Origin of the sequence: Stutzerimonas stutzeri KOS6, from assembly GCF_000307775.2 — a bacterium.
GTDB lineage: Bacteria > Pseudomonadota > Gammaproteobacteria > Pseudomonadales > Pseudomonadaceae > Stutzerimonas > Stutzerimonas stutzeri_B.
Genome location: NZ_KK020675.1, coordinates 696,735 through 712,133, shown reverse-complemented (window position 1 = coordinate 712,133; position 15,399 = coordinate 696,735). Strand labels below are relative to the sequence as shown.

At 62.8% G+C, this 15,399-nt stretch carries 13 protein-coding genes and 5 tRNA genes; 13 read left to right on the top strand and 5 right to left on the bottom strand.

What is annotated here, in order from left to right; translation table 11 throughout:
- The first annotated feature begins 35 nt into the window (after window positions 1-35).
- From B597_RS27305 to tadA, 3 genes are all read left to right on the top strand, one after another.
- A complete protein-coding gene (locus tag B597_RS27305) occupies window positions 36-953 on the top strand; it encodes a LysR substrate-binding domain-containing protein (RefSeq protein WP_003295904.1) in 918 nt (305 codons plus the stop codon).
- Between the two features lie 175 nt (window positions 954-1,128).
- A complete protein-coding gene (locus tag B597_RS27300; protein ID WP_003295902.1) occupies window positions 1,129-2,499 on the top strand; it encodes a multicopper oxidase family protein in 1,371 nt (456 codons plus the stop codon).
- 19 nt (window positions 2,500-2,518) lie between these two features.
- Window positions 2,519-3,013 (top strand): tRNA adenosine(34) deaminase TadA, encoded by a 495-nt coding sequence (gene tadA, locus B597_RS27295; protein WP_003295901.1) that lies wholly within the window; start codon window positions 2,519-2,521, stop codon window positions 3,011-3,013.
- 125 nt (window positions 3,014-3,138) lie between these two features.
- On the opposite strand, the gene B597_RS27290 is transcribed toward tadA, so the two are convergent.
- A complete protein-coding gene (locus B597_RS27290; protein WP_024161685.1) occupies window positions 3,139-4,236 on the bottom strand; it encodes an ABC transporter ATP-binding protein in 1,098 nt (365 codons plus the stop codon).
- Window positions 4,233-5,153: an ornithine carbamoyltransferase gene (gene argF, locus B597_RS27285; protein WP_003295896.1), complete on the bottom strand. Its 921-nt coding sequence runs from the start codon at window positions 5,151-5,153 to the stop codon at window positions 4,233-4,235. Before argF ends, B597_RS27290 begins: the two co-directional genes overlap by 4 nt.
- A 274-nt stretch (window positions 5,154-5,427) precedes the next feature.
- Between argF and grxD the strand changes: the two genes are divergently transcribed.
- Window positions 5,428-5,754, top strand: coding sequence for a Grx4 family monothiol glutaredoxin (gene grxD / locus B597_RS27280; RefSeq protein ID WP_003295894.1), 327 nt, complete (start codon window positions 5,428-5,430; stop codon window positions 5,752-5,754).
- Between the two features lie 198 nt (window positions 5,755-5,952).
- Window positions 5,953-6,315 (top strand): VanZ family protein, encoded by a 363-nt coding sequence (locus B597_RS27275; protein WP_024161684.1) that lies wholly within the window; start codon window positions 5,953-5,955, stop codon window positions 6,313-6,315.
- 509 nt (window positions 6,316-6,824) lie between these two features.
- On the opposite strand, the gene B597_RS27270 is transcribed toward B597_RS27275, so the two are convergent.
- Both B597_RS27270 and B597_RS27265 read right to left on the bottom strand, forming a co-directional pair.
- A tRNA-Asn gene (locus tag B597_RS27270) sits at window positions 6,825-6,900 on the bottom strand.
- A gap of 100 nt (window positions 6,901-7,000) precedes the next feature.
- Window positions 7,001-8,197 (bottom strand): amino acid aminotransferase, encoded by a 1,197-nt coding sequence (locus B597_RS27265; protein WP_003295892.1) that lies wholly within the window; start codon window positions 8,195-8,197, stop codon window positions 7,001-7,003.
- A gap of 293 nt (window positions 8,198-8,490) precedes the next feature.
- Here B597_RS27265 and uvrB point away from each other — a divergent pair, with 293 nt between their 5' ends.
- The 7 genes from uvrB to B597_RS27230 all read left to right on the top strand — a co-directional run bounded on the left by uvrB (window position 8,491) and on the right by B597_RS27230 (window position 13,758).
- Window positions 8,491-10,506 (top strand): excinuclease ABC subunit UvrB, encoded by a 2,016-nt coding sequence (gene uvrB / locus B597_RS27260; RefSeq protein WP_003295891.1) that lies wholly within the window; start codon window positions 8,491-8,493, stop codon window positions 10,504-10,506.
- 517 nt (window positions 10,507-11,023) lie between these two features.
- The gene (gltX, locus tag B597_RS27255) at window positions 11,024-12,505 is read left to right on the top strand and encodes a glutamate--tRNA ligase (protein ID WP_003295890.1); all 1,482 of its coding nucleotides are present in this window, start codon (window positions 11,024-11,026) and stop codon (window positions 12,503-12,505) included.
- 167 nt (window positions 12,506-12,672) lie between these two features.
- Window positions 12,673-12,748, top strand: a tRNA-Ala gene (locus tag B597_RS27250).
- A gap of 60 nt (window positions 12,749-12,808) precedes the next feature.
- Window positions 12,809-12,884, top strand: a tRNA-Glu gene (locus B597_RS27245).
- Between the two features lie 44 nt (window positions 12,885-12,928).
- A tRNA-Ala gene (locus B597_RS27240) sits at window positions 12,929-13,004 on the top strand.
- Window positions 13,005-13,049: 45 nt separating this feature from the next.
- Window positions 13,050-13,125, top strand: a tRNA-Glu gene (locus B597_RS27235).
- Between the two features lie 189 nt (window positions 13,126-13,314).
- Window positions 13,315-13,758: an acyl-CoA thioesterase gene (locus B597_RS27230; RefSeq protein WP_003295888.1), complete on the top strand. Its 444-nt coding sequence runs from the start codon at window positions 13,315-13,317 to the stop codon at window positions 13,756-13,758.
- Window positions 13,759-13,771: 13 nt separating this feature from the next.
- Here B597_RS27230 and B597_RS27225 read toward each other — a convergent pair whose 3' ends face one another.
- Window positions 13,772-14,023, bottom strand: coding sequence for a hypothetical protein (locus B597_RS27225; RefSeq protein WP_003295887.1), 252 nt, complete (start codon window positions 14,021-14,023; stop codon window positions 13,772-13,774).
- A 79-nt stretch (window positions 14,024-14,102) separates the two neighbouring features.
- Between B597_RS27225 and dinB the strand changes: the two genes are divergently transcribed.
- A complete protein-coding gene (gene dinB / locus B597_RS27220; RefSeq protein WP_024161683.1) occupies window positions 14,103-15,185 on the top strand; it encodes a DNA polymerase IV in 1,083 nt (360 codons plus the stop codon).
- Window positions 15,186-15,399: the final 214 nt, after the last annotated feature.

Sequence of the window (15,399 nt, the reverse complement as noted above, 5' to 3'; positions counted from 1 at the left end):
GCCACGTGTCCATGCGTAAATGATATGGTGATGCCGTGAACTTCAAGCAGGTGGAAGCCTTCCGAGCCGTGATGCTGTCCGGCTCCATGACCGCTGCGGCCGAAGCGCTGCATACGTCACAGCCCAATATCAGCCGGCTGATCGCGCAACTGGAGCGCCTCAACGGTTTTGCCCTGTTCGAGCGTATAGGCAGCCGGTTGGTCCCCACCGATGAGGGCACGGCATTCTTCAACGAAGTGGACAGAGCGTTCATCGGCCTGCGCAACCTCGAGCATTCGGCGCGGCATATCCGCCAGCTCGGCACCGGGCGGATACGCATAGGCGCTGTGCCGTCGCTTTCCCTTTCGGTGCTGCCACGGGCCATCCAGCGCTTTCGCGAAGGCCATGAGCAGGTCGCCATCTCGCTGCACACCAGCGACTCGACGACGGTCGCCCGCTGGGTCGCTTCGCAGTTCTGCGACTTCGGCCTGGTGTCGTTCATCGGCGAGGAAACCCCCGGGGTGCGGGCTCGTCTGATTGGTGACTTGCCCGCGGTGTGCATCTTTCCGAAAGGGCATCGCCTGGCGGCGCTGGAGCGCGTCGGGATCGATGATCTTGCGGGGGAGGAGTTCGTCTCGCTGGCGCACGACGACGGCACTCGGCGGCGCATCGATCGGCTGTTCCTGCAGCACGGCGATCGTCGCAAGCTGAGCCTCGAGGCGCCCTATGCAGCGATCATCTGTGCGATGGTCGGTACGGGGCTCGGGGTAAGCATCGTCAGTCCTCTGGTGGCGCAGGGCTACCTGCATGCGGGCATCGAGATGCGCCCGTTCGCCGCCGATTTCAGTTTTACCAGCTACCTGCTGTACGCCGATCACCGGCCGCAGAACAATCTGGGTGCGCGCTTCGCGACGCTGTTACAGGCGATGTTCCTTGAAAGACTGGAGGCCGGGGTTGCCGAGCCGACACGGTGACGCCCAAGGCAGAGCTATGGCCGCTGTGGGTGTATTCCGCTAACCTTGCGCGCCATCGAACCGGGCGAAGCCAACGAGCAGTCGCGTCGGTTCGCGCTCGCGACCTCGCGCAGACGAGGCGCTCGATTCCCGATGCCCTGATGAGCCATCTTTGTCGTGCAGGAGCAGGTTTTTCATGCGTTTCACCCGTAGACAAGTGCTCACCGGCCTGGCCGGTCTCGGTGTCGTCGGCCTTGCCGGCAGTGGCGCGCGCTACTGGCTAGGCCGGCCGGTTGACACTGCCACGCACGATTATGAATTGATCGCCGCACCACTGGACGTGGAGTTGGTGCCCGGTCACGCGACGCCCGCCTGGGCCTATGGCGGGCAGGCGCCAGGCCTCGAGCTGCGCGGTCGCCAGGGCGACTGGCTGCGCGTGCGTTTCATCAACAACCTGCCGGAGCCCACCACCATTCACTGGCATGGCATTCGCCTGCCGCTGGAGATGGATGGCGTTCCCTATGTATCGCAACTGCCGGTGTTGCCCGGCGAGTTCTTTGACTATCGCTTCCAGCTGCATGACGCCGGAAGCTTCTGGTATCACCCGCATACCAGCAGCGCCGCGCAGCTGGGGCGCGGGCTGGTTGGCCCGCTGATCGTCGAGGAGCGTGAAGCAAGCGGTTTCCGTCATGAGCGAACGCTGAGTCTGAAGAGCTGGCACATCGACAAGCAGGGCGCCTTCACCGAGTTCAGTGTGCCGCGCGAGGCTGCCCGCGGTGGCACGCCCGGCGTGCTGTCGACGGTCAATGGCCGGCATGCGCCCGTGCTCGACCTGCCGGCCGGACAGATCGTACGACTGCGCGTGCTGAATCTCGACAACACGCTGACCTACAGGCTCAACCTGTCGGATGGCGAGGCGCGGATCTATGCGCTCGACGGCCATCCGATTTCCCCCAGTCCGCTGGGCAAGGCGTACTGGCTCGGCCCCGGCATGCGCATCGACCTGGCGCTGAAGGTGCCCGCGGTCGGAACCGAACTGTCCCTGCGCAACGGCCCGCTGAGACTGGCGACGCTGCGTTCGGTGGCGCATGCGGAAGCGGCCGGCGACTGGCCGCCGGCCTTGCCGGCCAACCCGGTCGCAGAACCGGACCTGCAGCGTGCCGAAACCCTGCGCTTCAATTTCGAGTGGGCCGGTAACCTGTCCACCGACGCCGGGCAGGGCGGCGCCTTTACCTTCTGGCAGATCAACGGCCAGGCCTGGGACATCAACGACAAGACCTGCGCCGAACGTCCGATCGCGACGCTGAAGAAGGACGGCCACTACATCTTCGAGCTGCGCAACCTGAGCCAGTACCAGCACCCGATCCATCTGCACGGCATGACCTTCAAGGTGATCTCGTCCAATCGTCGCAGGATCGACCCCTGGTTTACCGATACCTATCTGTTGGGCAAGAACGAAACCGCCCGTATTGCTCTGGTTGCGGATAATCCGGGCGTCTGGATGTTCCACTGCCATGTCATCGATCACATGGAAACCGGCCTGATGGCTGCGATCGAGGTGGTATGACACGGGGCAGGATCGAGCGATGAAGCGGCCGCAGATCATCGACCGCAGCCAGGATGAGCGCTTCATGCGCGAAGCCCTCGCGCTGGCGGCGCAGGGTGCGTTGCTGGGCGAGGTCCCGGTGGGGGCGGTGCTGGTGCAGGAAGGACAAATCATCGGGCGCGGCTACAACTGCCCGATCTCGCGGCACGACCCCAGCGCCCATGCGGAAATGGTGGCGGTACGTGACGCGGCGCAAGCGCTGCAGAACTATCGGCTGCCCGGCGTGACGCTCTATGTGACGCTGGAGCCGTGCAGCATGTGTGCCGGGCTGATCGTGCACTCGCGCATCCAGCGCGTCGTCTACGGTGCCTGCGAGCCGAAAGCCGGCGTGGTGGTCAGCCGCGGCCAGTTCTTCGAACAGGGCTTTCTCAATCACCGGGTTCTGGTCGAGGGCGGCGTGCTGGCCGAGGAGTGCGGGGCGGTGCTCAGCGAGTTCTTCCGCCATCGCCGGCAGAAGGGGCGAGCGGACGGCTGATGCCGGTATGCCGTTGGCAGGAAACGTCCTGCCTTTGCCGTAGAGTGGGCTTCAGCCCAACGATTCGAGCGGGATCTGGTGGGCTGAAGCCCACCCTACGGGTACATGAACTCCGCGAGTCGCGTTCAGCGGACCGCTGCGGCTGACGGGAGTATGTCGCGGGCGGCAACGCTGCCCTGGGCCGGAAACACCACCAGATGATCGGCCGCAATGGCGATACCGACTTCCTGCCCTGTCGGGTAGTCGGCGTGGCTGGTGAAGATCGCTACCAGATGATTGCCGGTGGGCAGCTGCAGTCGGTACAGCGTCGACGCGCCGAGGAAAGTCTTGCCGACGATCAGCGCACGCAGTGGGCTTTCCGGCCGATAGACAATGTCGTCAGGGCGCAGCAGTACGTCCACCGAACTCCCGGTCGGCCAGTTGTAGGCCCGGTTGCCGCGAATCAGGCCGAGTTCCGTTTGCACGGTTTCCGGCTCCAGCAGTTGCCCGCGGATAAAATAGCCTTGGCCGATGAAGCTGGCGACGAAGGGCGTCAGCGGCTCGTGGTAGAGGTTGAACGGGGTATCCCACTGTTCCAGGCGCCCATCCTTGAATACGCCGACCTGATCGCTGACGGCGAACGCTTCCTCCTGATCGTGGGTGACCAGTATCGCGCTGGTGTTGCGCGCCTTTAGGATTTCACGCACCTCGTGGCTGAGGCGCCGACGAAGCTCGACGTCGAGATTGGAGAACGGCTCGTCCAGCAGCAGCAGCTCCGGCTCCGGAGCCAGTGCGCGGGCCAGCGCAACGCGCTGCTGCTGACCGCCGGACAGTTCGTGCGGATAGCGTTTGGCGAGCGCGGACAGGTGCACCAGCTCGAGCATTTCGGCAACGATGCGCGCGCAGTCGGGCTGCTTGCGAATGCCGAAGGCAATGTTTTCCGCCACGCTCAGGTGGGGGAACAGGGCGTAGTCCTGAAACACCATGCCGATACGGCGCTTTTCCGGTGCCAGGGTGAAGCCTGCGCGCGAGATGATGGCATCTGCCAGTTGAATCTCGCCCTGGTGCACCGGCTCGAAGCCGGCGATGGCGCGCAGGGTGGTGGTCTTGCCACAGCCGGAGGGGCCGAGCAGGCAGCCGATATCGCCGCGCTTCAGGTGCAGGTTCAGATGTTGAACGATGCTCTGCTCGCCGTAACCGCAGGCCAGGTCACGCAGTTGCAGCAGCGACCCTTCGCCTTTCATGCGTGGTGATAGGCCGGTTCGACGAGAAACTCCAGCAGCGCCTTCTGCACGTGCAGGCGGTTCTCGGCCTGATCCCAGGCAACCGAGCGCGGATCATCGAGCAGGTCGTGGCTGATTTCCTCGCCACGGTGGGCCGGCAGGCAGTGCATGAACAGCACGTTTTCGGCGGCGCAATCGAGCAGGGCGCGGTCGACTTGATAGGGGCGGAATGTGGCCAGGCGTGCGGCGACTTCGTCTTCCTGACCCATGGAGGCCCAGACGTCGGTGCTGATCAGGTGGGCGCCGGCGGCGGCCTCGCGCGGGTCGCGCAATACCTGTACGCGATCGCCGGCGCGTGCCATCAGCTCGGCGTCGGGCTCGTAGCCCTCGGGGCAGGCGACTTTCAGCCGGAAGTCGAACTGAATGGCCGCTTCTATATAGGTATTGCACATGTTGTTGCCGTCGCCGATCCAGGCCACCGTCTTGCCGGCGATGCTGCCGCGGTGCTCATGGAAGGTCTGCATGTCGGCCAGCAGTTGGCAGGGATGCAGGTCGTCGGACAGGCCGTTGATCACCGGCACGCGGGAGTGAGCCGCGAAATCGGTCAGGGTCGAATGAGCGAAGGTGCGGATCATCACCGCATCGAGCATGCGCGACATGACGATGGCCGAGTCGCCGATGGGTTCGCCACGGCCCAGCTGGGTGTCGCGCGGAGAAAGGAAGATCGCCTGGCCGCCGAGTTGGATCATGCCGGCTTCGAAAGAAAGCCGGGTGCGTGTCGAGGCTTTCTCGAAAATCATGCCCAGCACGCGGTTCTTCAATGGCTCGAACAGGACGCCGCGCTCGCGCAGATCCTTCAGCTCGATGCCGCGGCGGACCAGGCTGTTCAGCTCCTGGGGCGTGCAGTCCATCAGTGAGAGAAAATGCCTTGCGCTCATATCAACTACCTTTATTACCGCAGCTCGCGATCCACATTTTCGATGGAAAAGAGGAACCGACGACTGGGGGTCGCACGGGGAGCGACGAAAACGGGAAAGGCGCGATCTTATCCAGAAAGCAAGCGCAGGCGCAAATCCGGCCTCCTCAGGGATGCAGGTGGCTGAATCGCACTATTGGCGGCCTTCGCGACAGGTCAAAGCCGACTCCTCCGCTCGGCTTTCCCGGATGTTTTCCGTTACAATGCGCGGCAACCGTGTCTAGCCGAGGTACTCCATGGATATCATCGAAACCATCAAAGAACAGATCGCCAACAACCCGGTACTGCTTTACATGAAGGGTTCGCCCAACGCCCCGCAGTGTGGTTTTTCCGCACGTGCGACTCAGGCGGTGATGGGCTGTGGCGAGAAGTTCGCTTACGTCGACATCCTGCAGAACCCCGAGATTCGCGCCAATCTGCCGACCTACGCCAACTGGCCGACCTTCCCGCAGCTGTGGGTGAGCGGTGAGCTGGTCGGCGGCAGCGACATCATCCTCGAGATGTTCGAGAAGGGTGAACTGCAGACGCTGATCAAGTCCGCCGTTGGCAAGACCGAGGCGTAAGCGTAAAGCCCGGCAGCAAAGGCTTTTGCATGGATGCCCGCGTCGAAGGATGCGGGCATTTTTGTTTGTGCCACGACGTTGGCAAAAAGCAGGGCCGCGTTTGCCGTTGATCTTTATGGGCTTTCGCGGGTCAGAGATCGCGGTGAGGGCGTATCCCTCCGTTCCGTTGCACCCCCTTGAAGCGAGAGACGCCACCTTATGCCCTATATGCGAATGCTGTCCTTTCTGATCGTGCTGGCGATCGTACTGTTCAATGGCTTGAAGCCGGAGCCGGTACCACAGCTGTTCGACCAGCAGGACAAGCTGCATCATCTGCTGGGCTTCGCGGCGCTGGCGTTCACCCTGCGCCTCGCGTTTCCGCGAGTGCCCTTCCTGTGGGGGCTTGGGGTCACCCTGGTCGCGGCTTTATCGATCGAGCTGGGGCAGGGCCTGCTGCCGTCTCGAACGGCCTCGCAGTGGGACATGCTGGCCAACGTGCTGGGGGTTCTGTTGGGCTGGGGTTGCTCGCTGCTGGCGCAGGGCTGGTGGCGTCAGCGGCTGGGTGAGCCGTTGGCCGAATGATTGCAGCTACCTTTGCGCTTCCAGTCCCTGCGAGCGCTGCCTGACGCAAAAGCATCGCCCCGGGGGCGGGCCTCCCACGAAGCAGGCGGTGCATATCGAACCCGGTAGGCGGCGCGCGCTCGTGGCGATGCAGGCCTGGCTGGGGCTGTTACCAGCCGGTTCGGTGTCAGCCCGGCATCGTTCGTGCGGTTTCATCGGGCCTGCGACTGGCGCTGCCTGACGCAAAAAGCATCGCCCCGGGGGCGGGCCTCCCACGAAGCCGGCGGTGCATACCGAGCCCGGTAGGCGGCGCGCGCCCTCGCGGCGAGACCAATCCAGTGGCCACAAAAAAGCCCCGGTATAAACCGAGGCTTTCGAAATTGGCTCCGCGCCCTGGACTCGACAGCGAAGCTGAACGCGCTTCAGCGCGGCCCCGAAGGGGTGAGCGAAGCGAATAACCTGGGACGCAGTCCCTGGTGAGAGTCCAGTGGCCACAAAAAAGCCCCGGTATTAACCGAGGCTTTCGAAATTGGCTCCGCGACCTGGACTCGAACCAGGGACCCAATGATTAACAGTCATTTGCTCTACCGACTGAGCTATCGCGGAACAACGGTGCGTATCCTACTGTTTGGAAAGGAGAAGTCAACCCCTTCGGGCGCGTGGCGCGGGCCGTCCGGAGCGCCCTTCGGCGCCCGGGCGGATCGAATCAGAGCACCTGAACGATGGCGTCAGTGACGTGGCCGATGTTGCTGCGGTTCAATGCGGCGGCGCAGATCCGGCCAGTGCTGATGGCGTAGACGCCGAACTCGATCCGCAGTCGTTCGACCTGCTCGGCCGTGAGGCCCGAGTAGGAGAACATACCGCGCTGCGCGGCAACGAAACTGAAGTCCGTCTTCGCCCCTTTGGCGGCCAGTAGCTCGACCATGCTCAGGCGCATCTCGCGGATCCGGCTGCGCATCTCGCCCAGCTCGGCTTCCCACATCGCGCGCAGTTCCGGTCTGGTGAGCACAGCGGAGACAATCGTGGCGCCATGGGTCGGCGGGTTGGAGTAGTTGGTGCGAATCACGCGCTTGACCTGCGACAGCACGCGCGCAGATTCCTCGCGGCTCTGGGTGACCATCGACAGCGCGCCGACGCGTTCGCCATACAGCGAGAAGGACTTGGAGAACGAGCTGGAGACGAAGAACGTCATGCCTGACTCGGCGAACAGGCGCACTGCGGCGGCATCTTCCTCGATGCTGTCGCCGAAGCCCTGATAGGCGATGTCGATGAACGGCACGTGATCCTGCGCGCGGAGCACATCGAGAATCTGCTTCCAGTCATCCAGGTTCAGGTCGACACCGGTGGGGTTGTGGCAGCAGGCATGCAGCACGACGATGGAGCGGGGCGGCAGATTCTTCAGGTCCTGCAGCAGGCCGGCGCGATCGATGCCGTGGCTGGTCGCGTCGTAGTAGCTGTAGTTCTGCACCGGGAATCCGGCCGATTCGAACAGCGCGCGATGGTTCTCCCAGCTCGGGTTGCTGATCGCGACCACGGCGTCCGGCAGCAGGCGCTTGAGGAAGTCGGCGCCAACCTTGAGTGCGCCGGTGCCGCCGAGCGCCTGGGTAGTCACCACCCGGCCTTCGGCGATCAGCGAAGAATCGTTGCCGAACAGCAGCTTCTGGACGGCAGCGTCATAGGCGGCGATGCCTTCGATCGGCAGGTAGCCGCGTGGCGCGTGTGCAGCGATGCGCGCCTGCTCAGCCTCGACCACGGCGCGCAGCAGCGGAACGCGGCCTTCTTCGTTGTAATAGACGCCGACACCGAGATTGACCTTGTTCGGCCGCGTGTCGGCGTTGAAGGCTTCATTGAGGCCGAGAATAGGATCACGCGGCGCCATTTCGACAGCAGAGAACAAACTCATGGTGAGGGGGCTCGAAAGAGAAGAGTGACTGGTTCACCACCCCTCGCGTCGGCGCGCAGGGTGATGCGCAAACGGGGCGGTAGTATAGCGGTCATACCTGTTGCCTGCGATATGCTACCGCGGTTTTCTGATCACTTTCGGTGCGTTTTGCGTACTGGAAAGATGGGCCGTTTCTCTGCTTTGCGCGCCCATCTCAGGCAGCGATTTCAAAATCCGCTCGCCGTCGCGCAAATCGCTGGATGGCTGTCGAAGGTCCGGCTGCCAAGCTCGCACACCTTATCTAGAGAGGCGAAATGTCCAAGTTCGAACTGGTCACCCGTTTCAAGCCGGCCGGCGATCAGCCCGAGGCCATTCGGCAGATGATCGAAGGCATCGAGGCGGGGCTGTCGCACCAGACCCTGCTGGGCGTCACCGGCTCGGGCAAGACCTTCAGCATCGCCAACGTCATTGCCCATGTGCAGCGGCCGACGCTGGTGCTGGCGCCGAACAAGACGCTGGCCGCGCAGCTCTATGGCGAGTTCAAGGCGTTCTTCCCGAACAACGCCGTGGAGTATTTCGTTTCCTACTACGACTACTATCAGCCGGAAGCCTATGTGCCGTCGTCGGACACCTTCATCGAGAAGGATGCCTCGATCAATGATCACATCGAGCAGATGCGCCTGTCGGCGACCAAGGCACTGCTGGAGCGGTCGGATGCGATTATCGTCACCACGGTTTCGTGCATCTACGGTCTTGGCGATCCGCAGTCGTACCTGAAGATGGTGTTGCACGTCGACCGCGGCGACCGGCTCGACCAGCGCGAGCTGCTGCGCCGGCTAACCGGCCTGCAGTACACCCGCAACGACATGGATTTCGCCCGCGCCACCTTCCGCGTGCGTGGCGACGTGATCGACATCTTCCCGGCGGAATCGGACCTGGAAGCGGTGCGCATCGAGCTGTTCGATGACGAGGTGGAAAGCCTGTCGGCCTTCGATCCGCTGACCGGGGAGGTGATCCGCAAGCTGCCGCGCTTCACCTTCTACCCCAAGAGCCACTACGTGACCCCGCGTGAAACCCTGCTCGACGCCATCGAGAAGATCAAGGACGAACTGCGCGAGCGACTCGACTACCTGCGCAGCCAAAACAAGCTGGTGGAGGCGCAGCGGCTGGAGCAGCGCACGCGTTTCGATCTGGAAATGATCATGGAGCTGGGGTACTGCAACGGCATCGAGAACTACTCGCGCTACCTGTCCGGGCGCGATGCCGGCGAGCCGCCGCCGACCCTGTTCGACTACCTGCCTGCCGACGCGCTGCTGGTGATCGACGAATCCCACGTTTCGGTGCCGCAGGTCGGGGCGATGTACAAGGGTGACCGTTCGCGCAAGGAAACTCTGGTGGAGTACGGCTTCCGCCTGCCGTCGGCGCTGGACAACCGGCCGATGCGCTTCGACGAATGGGAGGCGATCAGCCCGCAGACCATCTTCGTTTCCGCGACGCCGGGACCCTACGAGGCCGAACATGCCGGGCGGGTGGTCGAACAGGTGGTGCGTCCGACCGGCTTGGTCGATCCGCAGATCGAGGTGCGCCCGGCGCTGACCCAGGTCGACGATCTGCTGTCGGAGATCCGCAAGTGCGTAGCCAAGGAAGAGCGCGTGCTGGTCACCACCCTGACCAAGCGCATGTCCGAGGACCTCACCGATTACCTGGGCGACCACGATGTGCGGGTGCGTTACCTGCATTCGGATATCGATACCGTGGAACGCGTCGAAATCATCCGTGACCTGCGCTTGGGGGCCTTCGACGTGCTGGTGGGCATCAACCTGCTGCGCGAAGGCCTGGACATGCCCGAAGTGTCGCTGGTGGCGATCCTCGATGCGGACAAGGAAGGCTTCCTGCGCTCGGAGCGTTCGCTGATCCAGACCATCGGCCGCGCTGCGCGCAACCTCAATGGGCGGGCCATTCTCTACGCCGACAACATCACCGGCTCGATGCAGCGCGCCATGGACGAAACCGAGCGGCGGCGCAACAAGCAGCTTGCCTTCAACGAGGCCAACGGCATCGTGCCCAAGGGCGTGAAGAAAGACGTGCAGGATATCCTCGAGGGCGCCACCGTGCCGGGCTCGCGCAGCAAGAAGCGGCGCGGCGAGGCCAAGGCGGCAGAGGAGAGCGCGCGCTACGAGAACGAGCTGCGTTCGCCGAGCGAGATCACCAAACGGATTCGTCAGTTGGAAGAGAAAATGCTGAGCCTGGCGCGCGACCTCGAATTCGAAGCTGCGGCCGAGGCGCGCGACGAAATCCACAAGCTGCGCGAGCGGCTGCTGCAGGTCTGAGAGGAGCAGTCCTCCGGCCTGCATCGCCGCGAGGGCGCGCCTCCCACGAGGCCTGTGTGCCCTTGCCGCCTTTGTGGGAGGCCCGACCTCGGGGCGATGCTCTTGTTGGGCCTGGAGTGCGTATTCAGCTGCGCAATAGAAGCCTTATGCAAGGCCGCGGCCACATGCTCCGAGGCGTCTGCAAGACCGATGGCTTGCCTTTGAACAGGCAGCCCTGCGGCCTGCATCGCCGCGAGGGCGCGCCTCCCACGGGTGTGGTGGGGGCTGATGCTTGGTGTGAGGTCCGGTCTTTGGGCTGTTGGTCGCGGGTTTGAATCGTCCTCCGACCTGCATCGCCGCGAGGGCGCGCCTCCCACGAGGCCTGTGTGCCCTCGCCGCCTTTGTGGGAGGCCCGACCTCGGGGCGATGCTTTCGGGTAGAAAGCGTCGTCGGCGGTGTGCGGCTGGAGCCCATTGCTGCGCGCCTGCTACCATTCGCCTCTTCGATTTCCGTTCGTCCTATTCGTCCGAGAGCATCCATGACCACGGTTCGCACCCGCATCGCGCCATCTCCCACCGGTGATCCCCATGTTGGCACCGCCTACATCGCGCTGTTCAACCTGTGCTTCGCCCGACAGCACGGCGGTCAGTTCATTCTGCGCATCGAGGACACCGATCAGCTGCGTTCGACTCGCGAATCGGAGCAGCAGATCTATGATGCCCTGCGCTGGCTCGGTATCGAGTGGGACGAGGGTCCCGACGTAGGCGGCCCGCATGGCCCGTATCGGCAGAGCGAGCGCGGCGAGATCTACAAGAAATACTCGGATGAGCTGGTCGACAAGGGTCACGCCTTTGCGTGCTTCTGCAGCGCCGAGCGCCTGGATCAGGTCCGCGCCGAGCAGATGGCCAACAAGGAAACGCCGCGCTACGACGGCCACTGCATGCACCTCGAACCAGCCGAGGCGCAGCGTCGCATCGCTGCCGGCGAATCCCATGTGATCCGCATGAAGGTGCCGAGCGAAGGTGTGTGCCAGGTCAACGACATGCTGCGCGGCACCGTCGAGATCGGCTGGGATCGCATGGACATGCAGGTGCTGATGAAGGCCGATGGCCTGCCGACCTACTTCCTCGCCAATGTGGTCGATGACCACCTGATGGGTATCACTCACGTGCTACGCGGCGAGGAGTGGCTGCCGTCGGCACCCAAACTGATCAAGCTGTACGAGTATTTCGGCTGGGAGCAACCGCAGCTGTGCTACATGCCACTGCTGCGCAATCCGGACAAGAGCAAGCTGTCCAAGCGCAAGAACCCGACCTCGGTGACTTTCTACGAGCGCATGGGCTTCCTGCCGCAGGCCATGCTCAACTACCTGGGCCGTATGGGCTGGTCCATGCCCGACGAGCGCGAGAAGTTCACGCTGGACGAGATGATCGAACACTTCGATATCAATCGCGTGTCCCTCGGCGGGCCGATCTTCGATCTGGAGAAGCTGTCCTGGCTGAACGGTCAGTGGCTGCGCGAGCTTTCGGTCGATCAGTTCGCTGCCGAAGTGCGAAAGTGGGCGTTCAATCCTGAGTACATGATGCAGATCGCGCCGCACGTGCAGCAGCGCGTGGAAACCTTCAGCCAGATCACGCCGCTGGCTGGCTTCTTCTTCTCCGGTGCGCTACCGCTCGATCCTGCGCTGTTCGCACACAAGAAGCTGGACAATACGCAGGTGCGCCAGGTGATGCAGCTGATCCTCTGGAAGCTGGAGGCGCTGCGCCAGTGGGAAAAAGAGCGCATCACGGCCTGCATCACCCAGGTGGCGGGGCAACTCGGTCTCAAGCTGCGCGACGTGATGCCGCTGATGTTTGCGGCCATCACCGGCCAGGCCAGTTCGGTATCGGTGCTCGATGCCATGGAAATCCTCGGCCCGGACCTGACCCGTTTCCGTCTGCGCAACGCACTGGAGCTGCTCGGTGGTGCGTCGAAGAAGGAAGTCAAGGAGTGGGAGAAGCTGCTGGCGACGATTGCCTGAGTAGACGGGCAGGGGAGTCGGTCTGGGGCCGTGTCGTCATGATGGCGCACGGTTACCACTGGTCGGCGGTAAGTAATTGTTCCTAATGCCAAAAAATCTACGGCTCGGTCGAAATTATTGTTGACACTGCCAAGGGGCGCCCCTAATATGCGCCCCGTCCTCGAGATGGGGCTATAGCTCAGCTGGGAGAGCGCTTGCATGGCATGCAAGAGGTCGACGGTTCGATCCCGTCTAGCTCCACCAATCTCGAAGAGCAGAATTTGCCACCAGCCTGTATTTACAGGTTGCGCTTGAAGGGTTTGCGTCCCCTTCGTCTAGTGGCCTAGGACACCGCCCTTTCACGGCGGTAACAGGGGTTCGAGTCCCCTAGGGGACGCCATTATTCAGTGATGCTTGCATCGCGCGTCGAGAGACGATAAATCCGGGGCTATAGCTCAGCTGGGAGAGCGCTTGCATGGCATGCAAGAGGTCGACGGTTCGATCCCGTCTAGCTCCACCAATTTCCAGCGATCCGCAGATGCACTGTGGTTCGTACGAAGGTTTCGTCCCCTTCGTCTAGTGGCCTAGGACACCGCCCTTTCACGGCGGTAACAGGGGTTCGAGTCCCCTAGGGGACGCCATTTTTATTGCCCGTTTTGGGCTTCAAGGGGTCATCTTTCATAAGATGGCCCTTTTTGTTTTGCGCATGGAAAAGATAGCGGGTGCTCGCTCGCTGAATGCCGAGCCATAGCGCTGGGCAACGTGCGTGACTTGCCGGGTTCGCTGCGGTTTCATAAACCATTGCAATCAGCCATCGAGGTATCTAACGAATGAGCTGGGATCAGGCGCAGGCATTCATCATCGACCTGCAGGTGCAGCCCGAGCATATCGACGCGCTCGGCCATGCCAATAACGCTGCCTACGTGACGTGGCTCGAGCAGTGTGCGTGGCAGCACTCGCAGAGCCTGGGACTGGGTATCGGTGACTACCGCCGGCTGGATCGCGCCATGGCGGTATTGCGACATGAAATCGATTATCTGGCAGCGGCCTACGAGGGCGATCAGCTGCAGTTGGGTACCTGGATTTGCGAATCCGACCGCCGGTTGAAGATGAAGCGCACTTTTCAGCTGATCAGGCCTGCCGATGGCGCGACCTTGCTGCGTGCGCAGACGACCTTCGTCTGCATCGAGCTCTCCAGCGGGAAGCCCAAGCGCATGCCCCCGGAATTCGTCGACGGCTACGGCAAGGCGCTGGTGCAGCCGCTGGAGCTTTGACGGCGCGTTCGGCTCAGCCGCGCTGCTCGGGCTTCATGACGTCGCTCTCACGGCGCTTTTTGGCGTCTTCGCGCCAATCCTCCTGAATTTCCTCTTTCATCTTCGGATCGGCACCGTCTTCGTTTTCGCGGACCTGATCCTCGCCGTGCTTTTCCTGCTGGATATTGGTGCCTTGCGGCTGGGTGTTCATCATGTCCTGGTCGGCTGTCGCGACTGTGGAAAGCAAGCTGCACAGAGCGATGGTGCCTGCGTACAAGATTTTCATCTGAACCTCCGGTTGTCGGGGTGTAAAAAGGACTTACCATCTCAATTACCGACCCGTTGCGCTGACGATTCGTTCATTCATCCCGGTAGCCGTTTTCGTGACTCAGGCCAGTTCCCGCAAGATCATTCATATTGACTGTGACTGCTTCTACGCAGCCATCGAAATGCGCGACGACCCGAGTCTGGCCCGGCGGCCGATAGCGGTGGGCGGGGCGGCGGACAGGCGCGGGGTCATCGCCACCTGCAACTACGAGGCGCGCGCATACGGCGTACGGTCGGCCATGGCGTCGGGGCACGCGCTCAAGTTGTGCCCGGATCTCCTGATACTGCGGCCGCGCATGGAGGCGTATCGGGAGGCATCACGAGAGATTCACGACATCTTTCGCACCTATACCGAGCAGATCGAGCCGCTATCACTGGATGAGGCCTATCTCGACGTGTCCGCCTGCGAGCACTTTTCCGGTAGTGCCACGCGGATCGCCGAAGACATCCGTCGGCGTGTCTGGCAGCAGTTGCGCATCACGGTGTCGGCGGGAGTGGCGCCGAACAAGTTCCTGGCCAAGATCGCCAGTGAATGGAATAAGCCTGATGGGCTTTACGTCATCACGCCAGGACAAATGGATGAATTCGTCAAGGCGCTGGATGTCGGTCGGCTGCACGGGGTTGGTCGGGTTACTGCCGAAAAGCTCGGGCGCCTGGGGATTCGTACCTGCAGCGATCTGCGTGAGTGGGGGCGGCTGGAGCTCGTTCGGGAGTTCGGTGCATTCGGCGAGCGACTCTGGGGGCTGGCTCGTGGAGTGGACGAGCGTCCGGTACGGGTGGAGAGCCGGCGGCAGTCCGTGAGTGTCGAGCAGACCTATGACCAGGATTTGCCTGATCTGCCGGCGTGCCTCGAGCGTCTGCCGCCGTTGCTGCAGCAACTTGGTACGCGCCTGGCCCGGCTGGACAGCGGATATCGGCCCGGCAAACCGTTCGTCAAGCTGAAGTTCCATGACTTTACACAGACCACTCTCGAACAGGCCGGTGCCGGGCTGGAGCTTGGCGACTACGCAGATCTGCTCGCCAGCGCTTACGCGCGGGGAGCGCGCCCGGTACGGCTGATCGGCGTCGGCGTGCGTCTGATCGATCTGCGTGGCGGTTTCGAGCAACTTAGCCTGTTCTAGCCTGCCGCAGGGCTCGTCACAGAGTTCGCCGTCCGTCCGTCGCCTGATGTCGGGCGACGAAAGGACGGGTGCTTCCATAGCGCATTCATTTCTTTTGCTTGAGAATGTGTTAAATGTTGGCGTGGTTGAATTGACGGTTATTGGTTGCTTGATTGACTTGTGACAATATTTGGACGCAATCGCTGAATATTGTTAGAGTCCAGCGCGATAGCGA

Coding starts and splice junctions, on each gene's coding strand:
- B597_RS27300 (WP_003295902.1), top strand. CDS start 1,129: ATGCGTTTCACCCGTAGACAAGTGCTCACCGGCCTGGCCGGTCTCGGT.
- tadA (WP_003295901.1), top strand. CDS start 2,519: ATGAAGCGGCCGCAGATCATCGACCGCAGCCAGGATGAGCGCTTCATG.
- B597_RS27290 (WP_024161685.1), bottom strand. CDS start 4,236: ATGAAAGGCGAAGGGTCGCTGCTGCAACTGCGTGACCTGGCCTGCGGT.
- argF (WP_003295896.1), bottom strand. CDS start 5,153: ATGAGCGCAAGGCATTTTCTCTCACTGATGGACTGCACGCCCCAGGAG.
- grxD (WP_003295894.1), top strand. CDS start 5,428: ATGGATATCATCGAAACCATCAAAGAACAGATCGCCAACAACCCGGTA.
- B597_RS27275 (WP_024161684.1), top strand. CDS start 5,953: ATGCCCTATATGCGAATGCTGTCCTTTCTGATCGTGCTGGCGATCGTA.
- B597_RS27265 (WP_003295892.1), bottom strand. CDS start 8,197: ATGAGTTTGTTCTCTGCTGTCGAAATGGCGCCGCGTGATCCTATTCTC.
- uvrB (WP_003295891.1), top strand. CDS start 8,491: ATGTCCAAGTTCGAACTGGTCACCCGTTTCAAGCCGGCCGGCGATCAG.
- gltX (WP_003295890.1), top strand. CDS start 11,024: ATGACCACGGTTCGCACCCGCATCGCGCCATCTCCCACCGGTGATCCC.
- B597_RS27230 (WP_003295888.1), top strand. CDS start 13,315: ATGAGCTGGGATCAGGCGCAGGCATTCATCATCGACCTGCAGGTGCAG.
- B597_RS27225 (WP_003295887.1), bottom strand. CDS start 14,023: ATGAAAATCTTGTACGCAGGCACCATCGCTCTGTGCAGCTTGCTTTCC.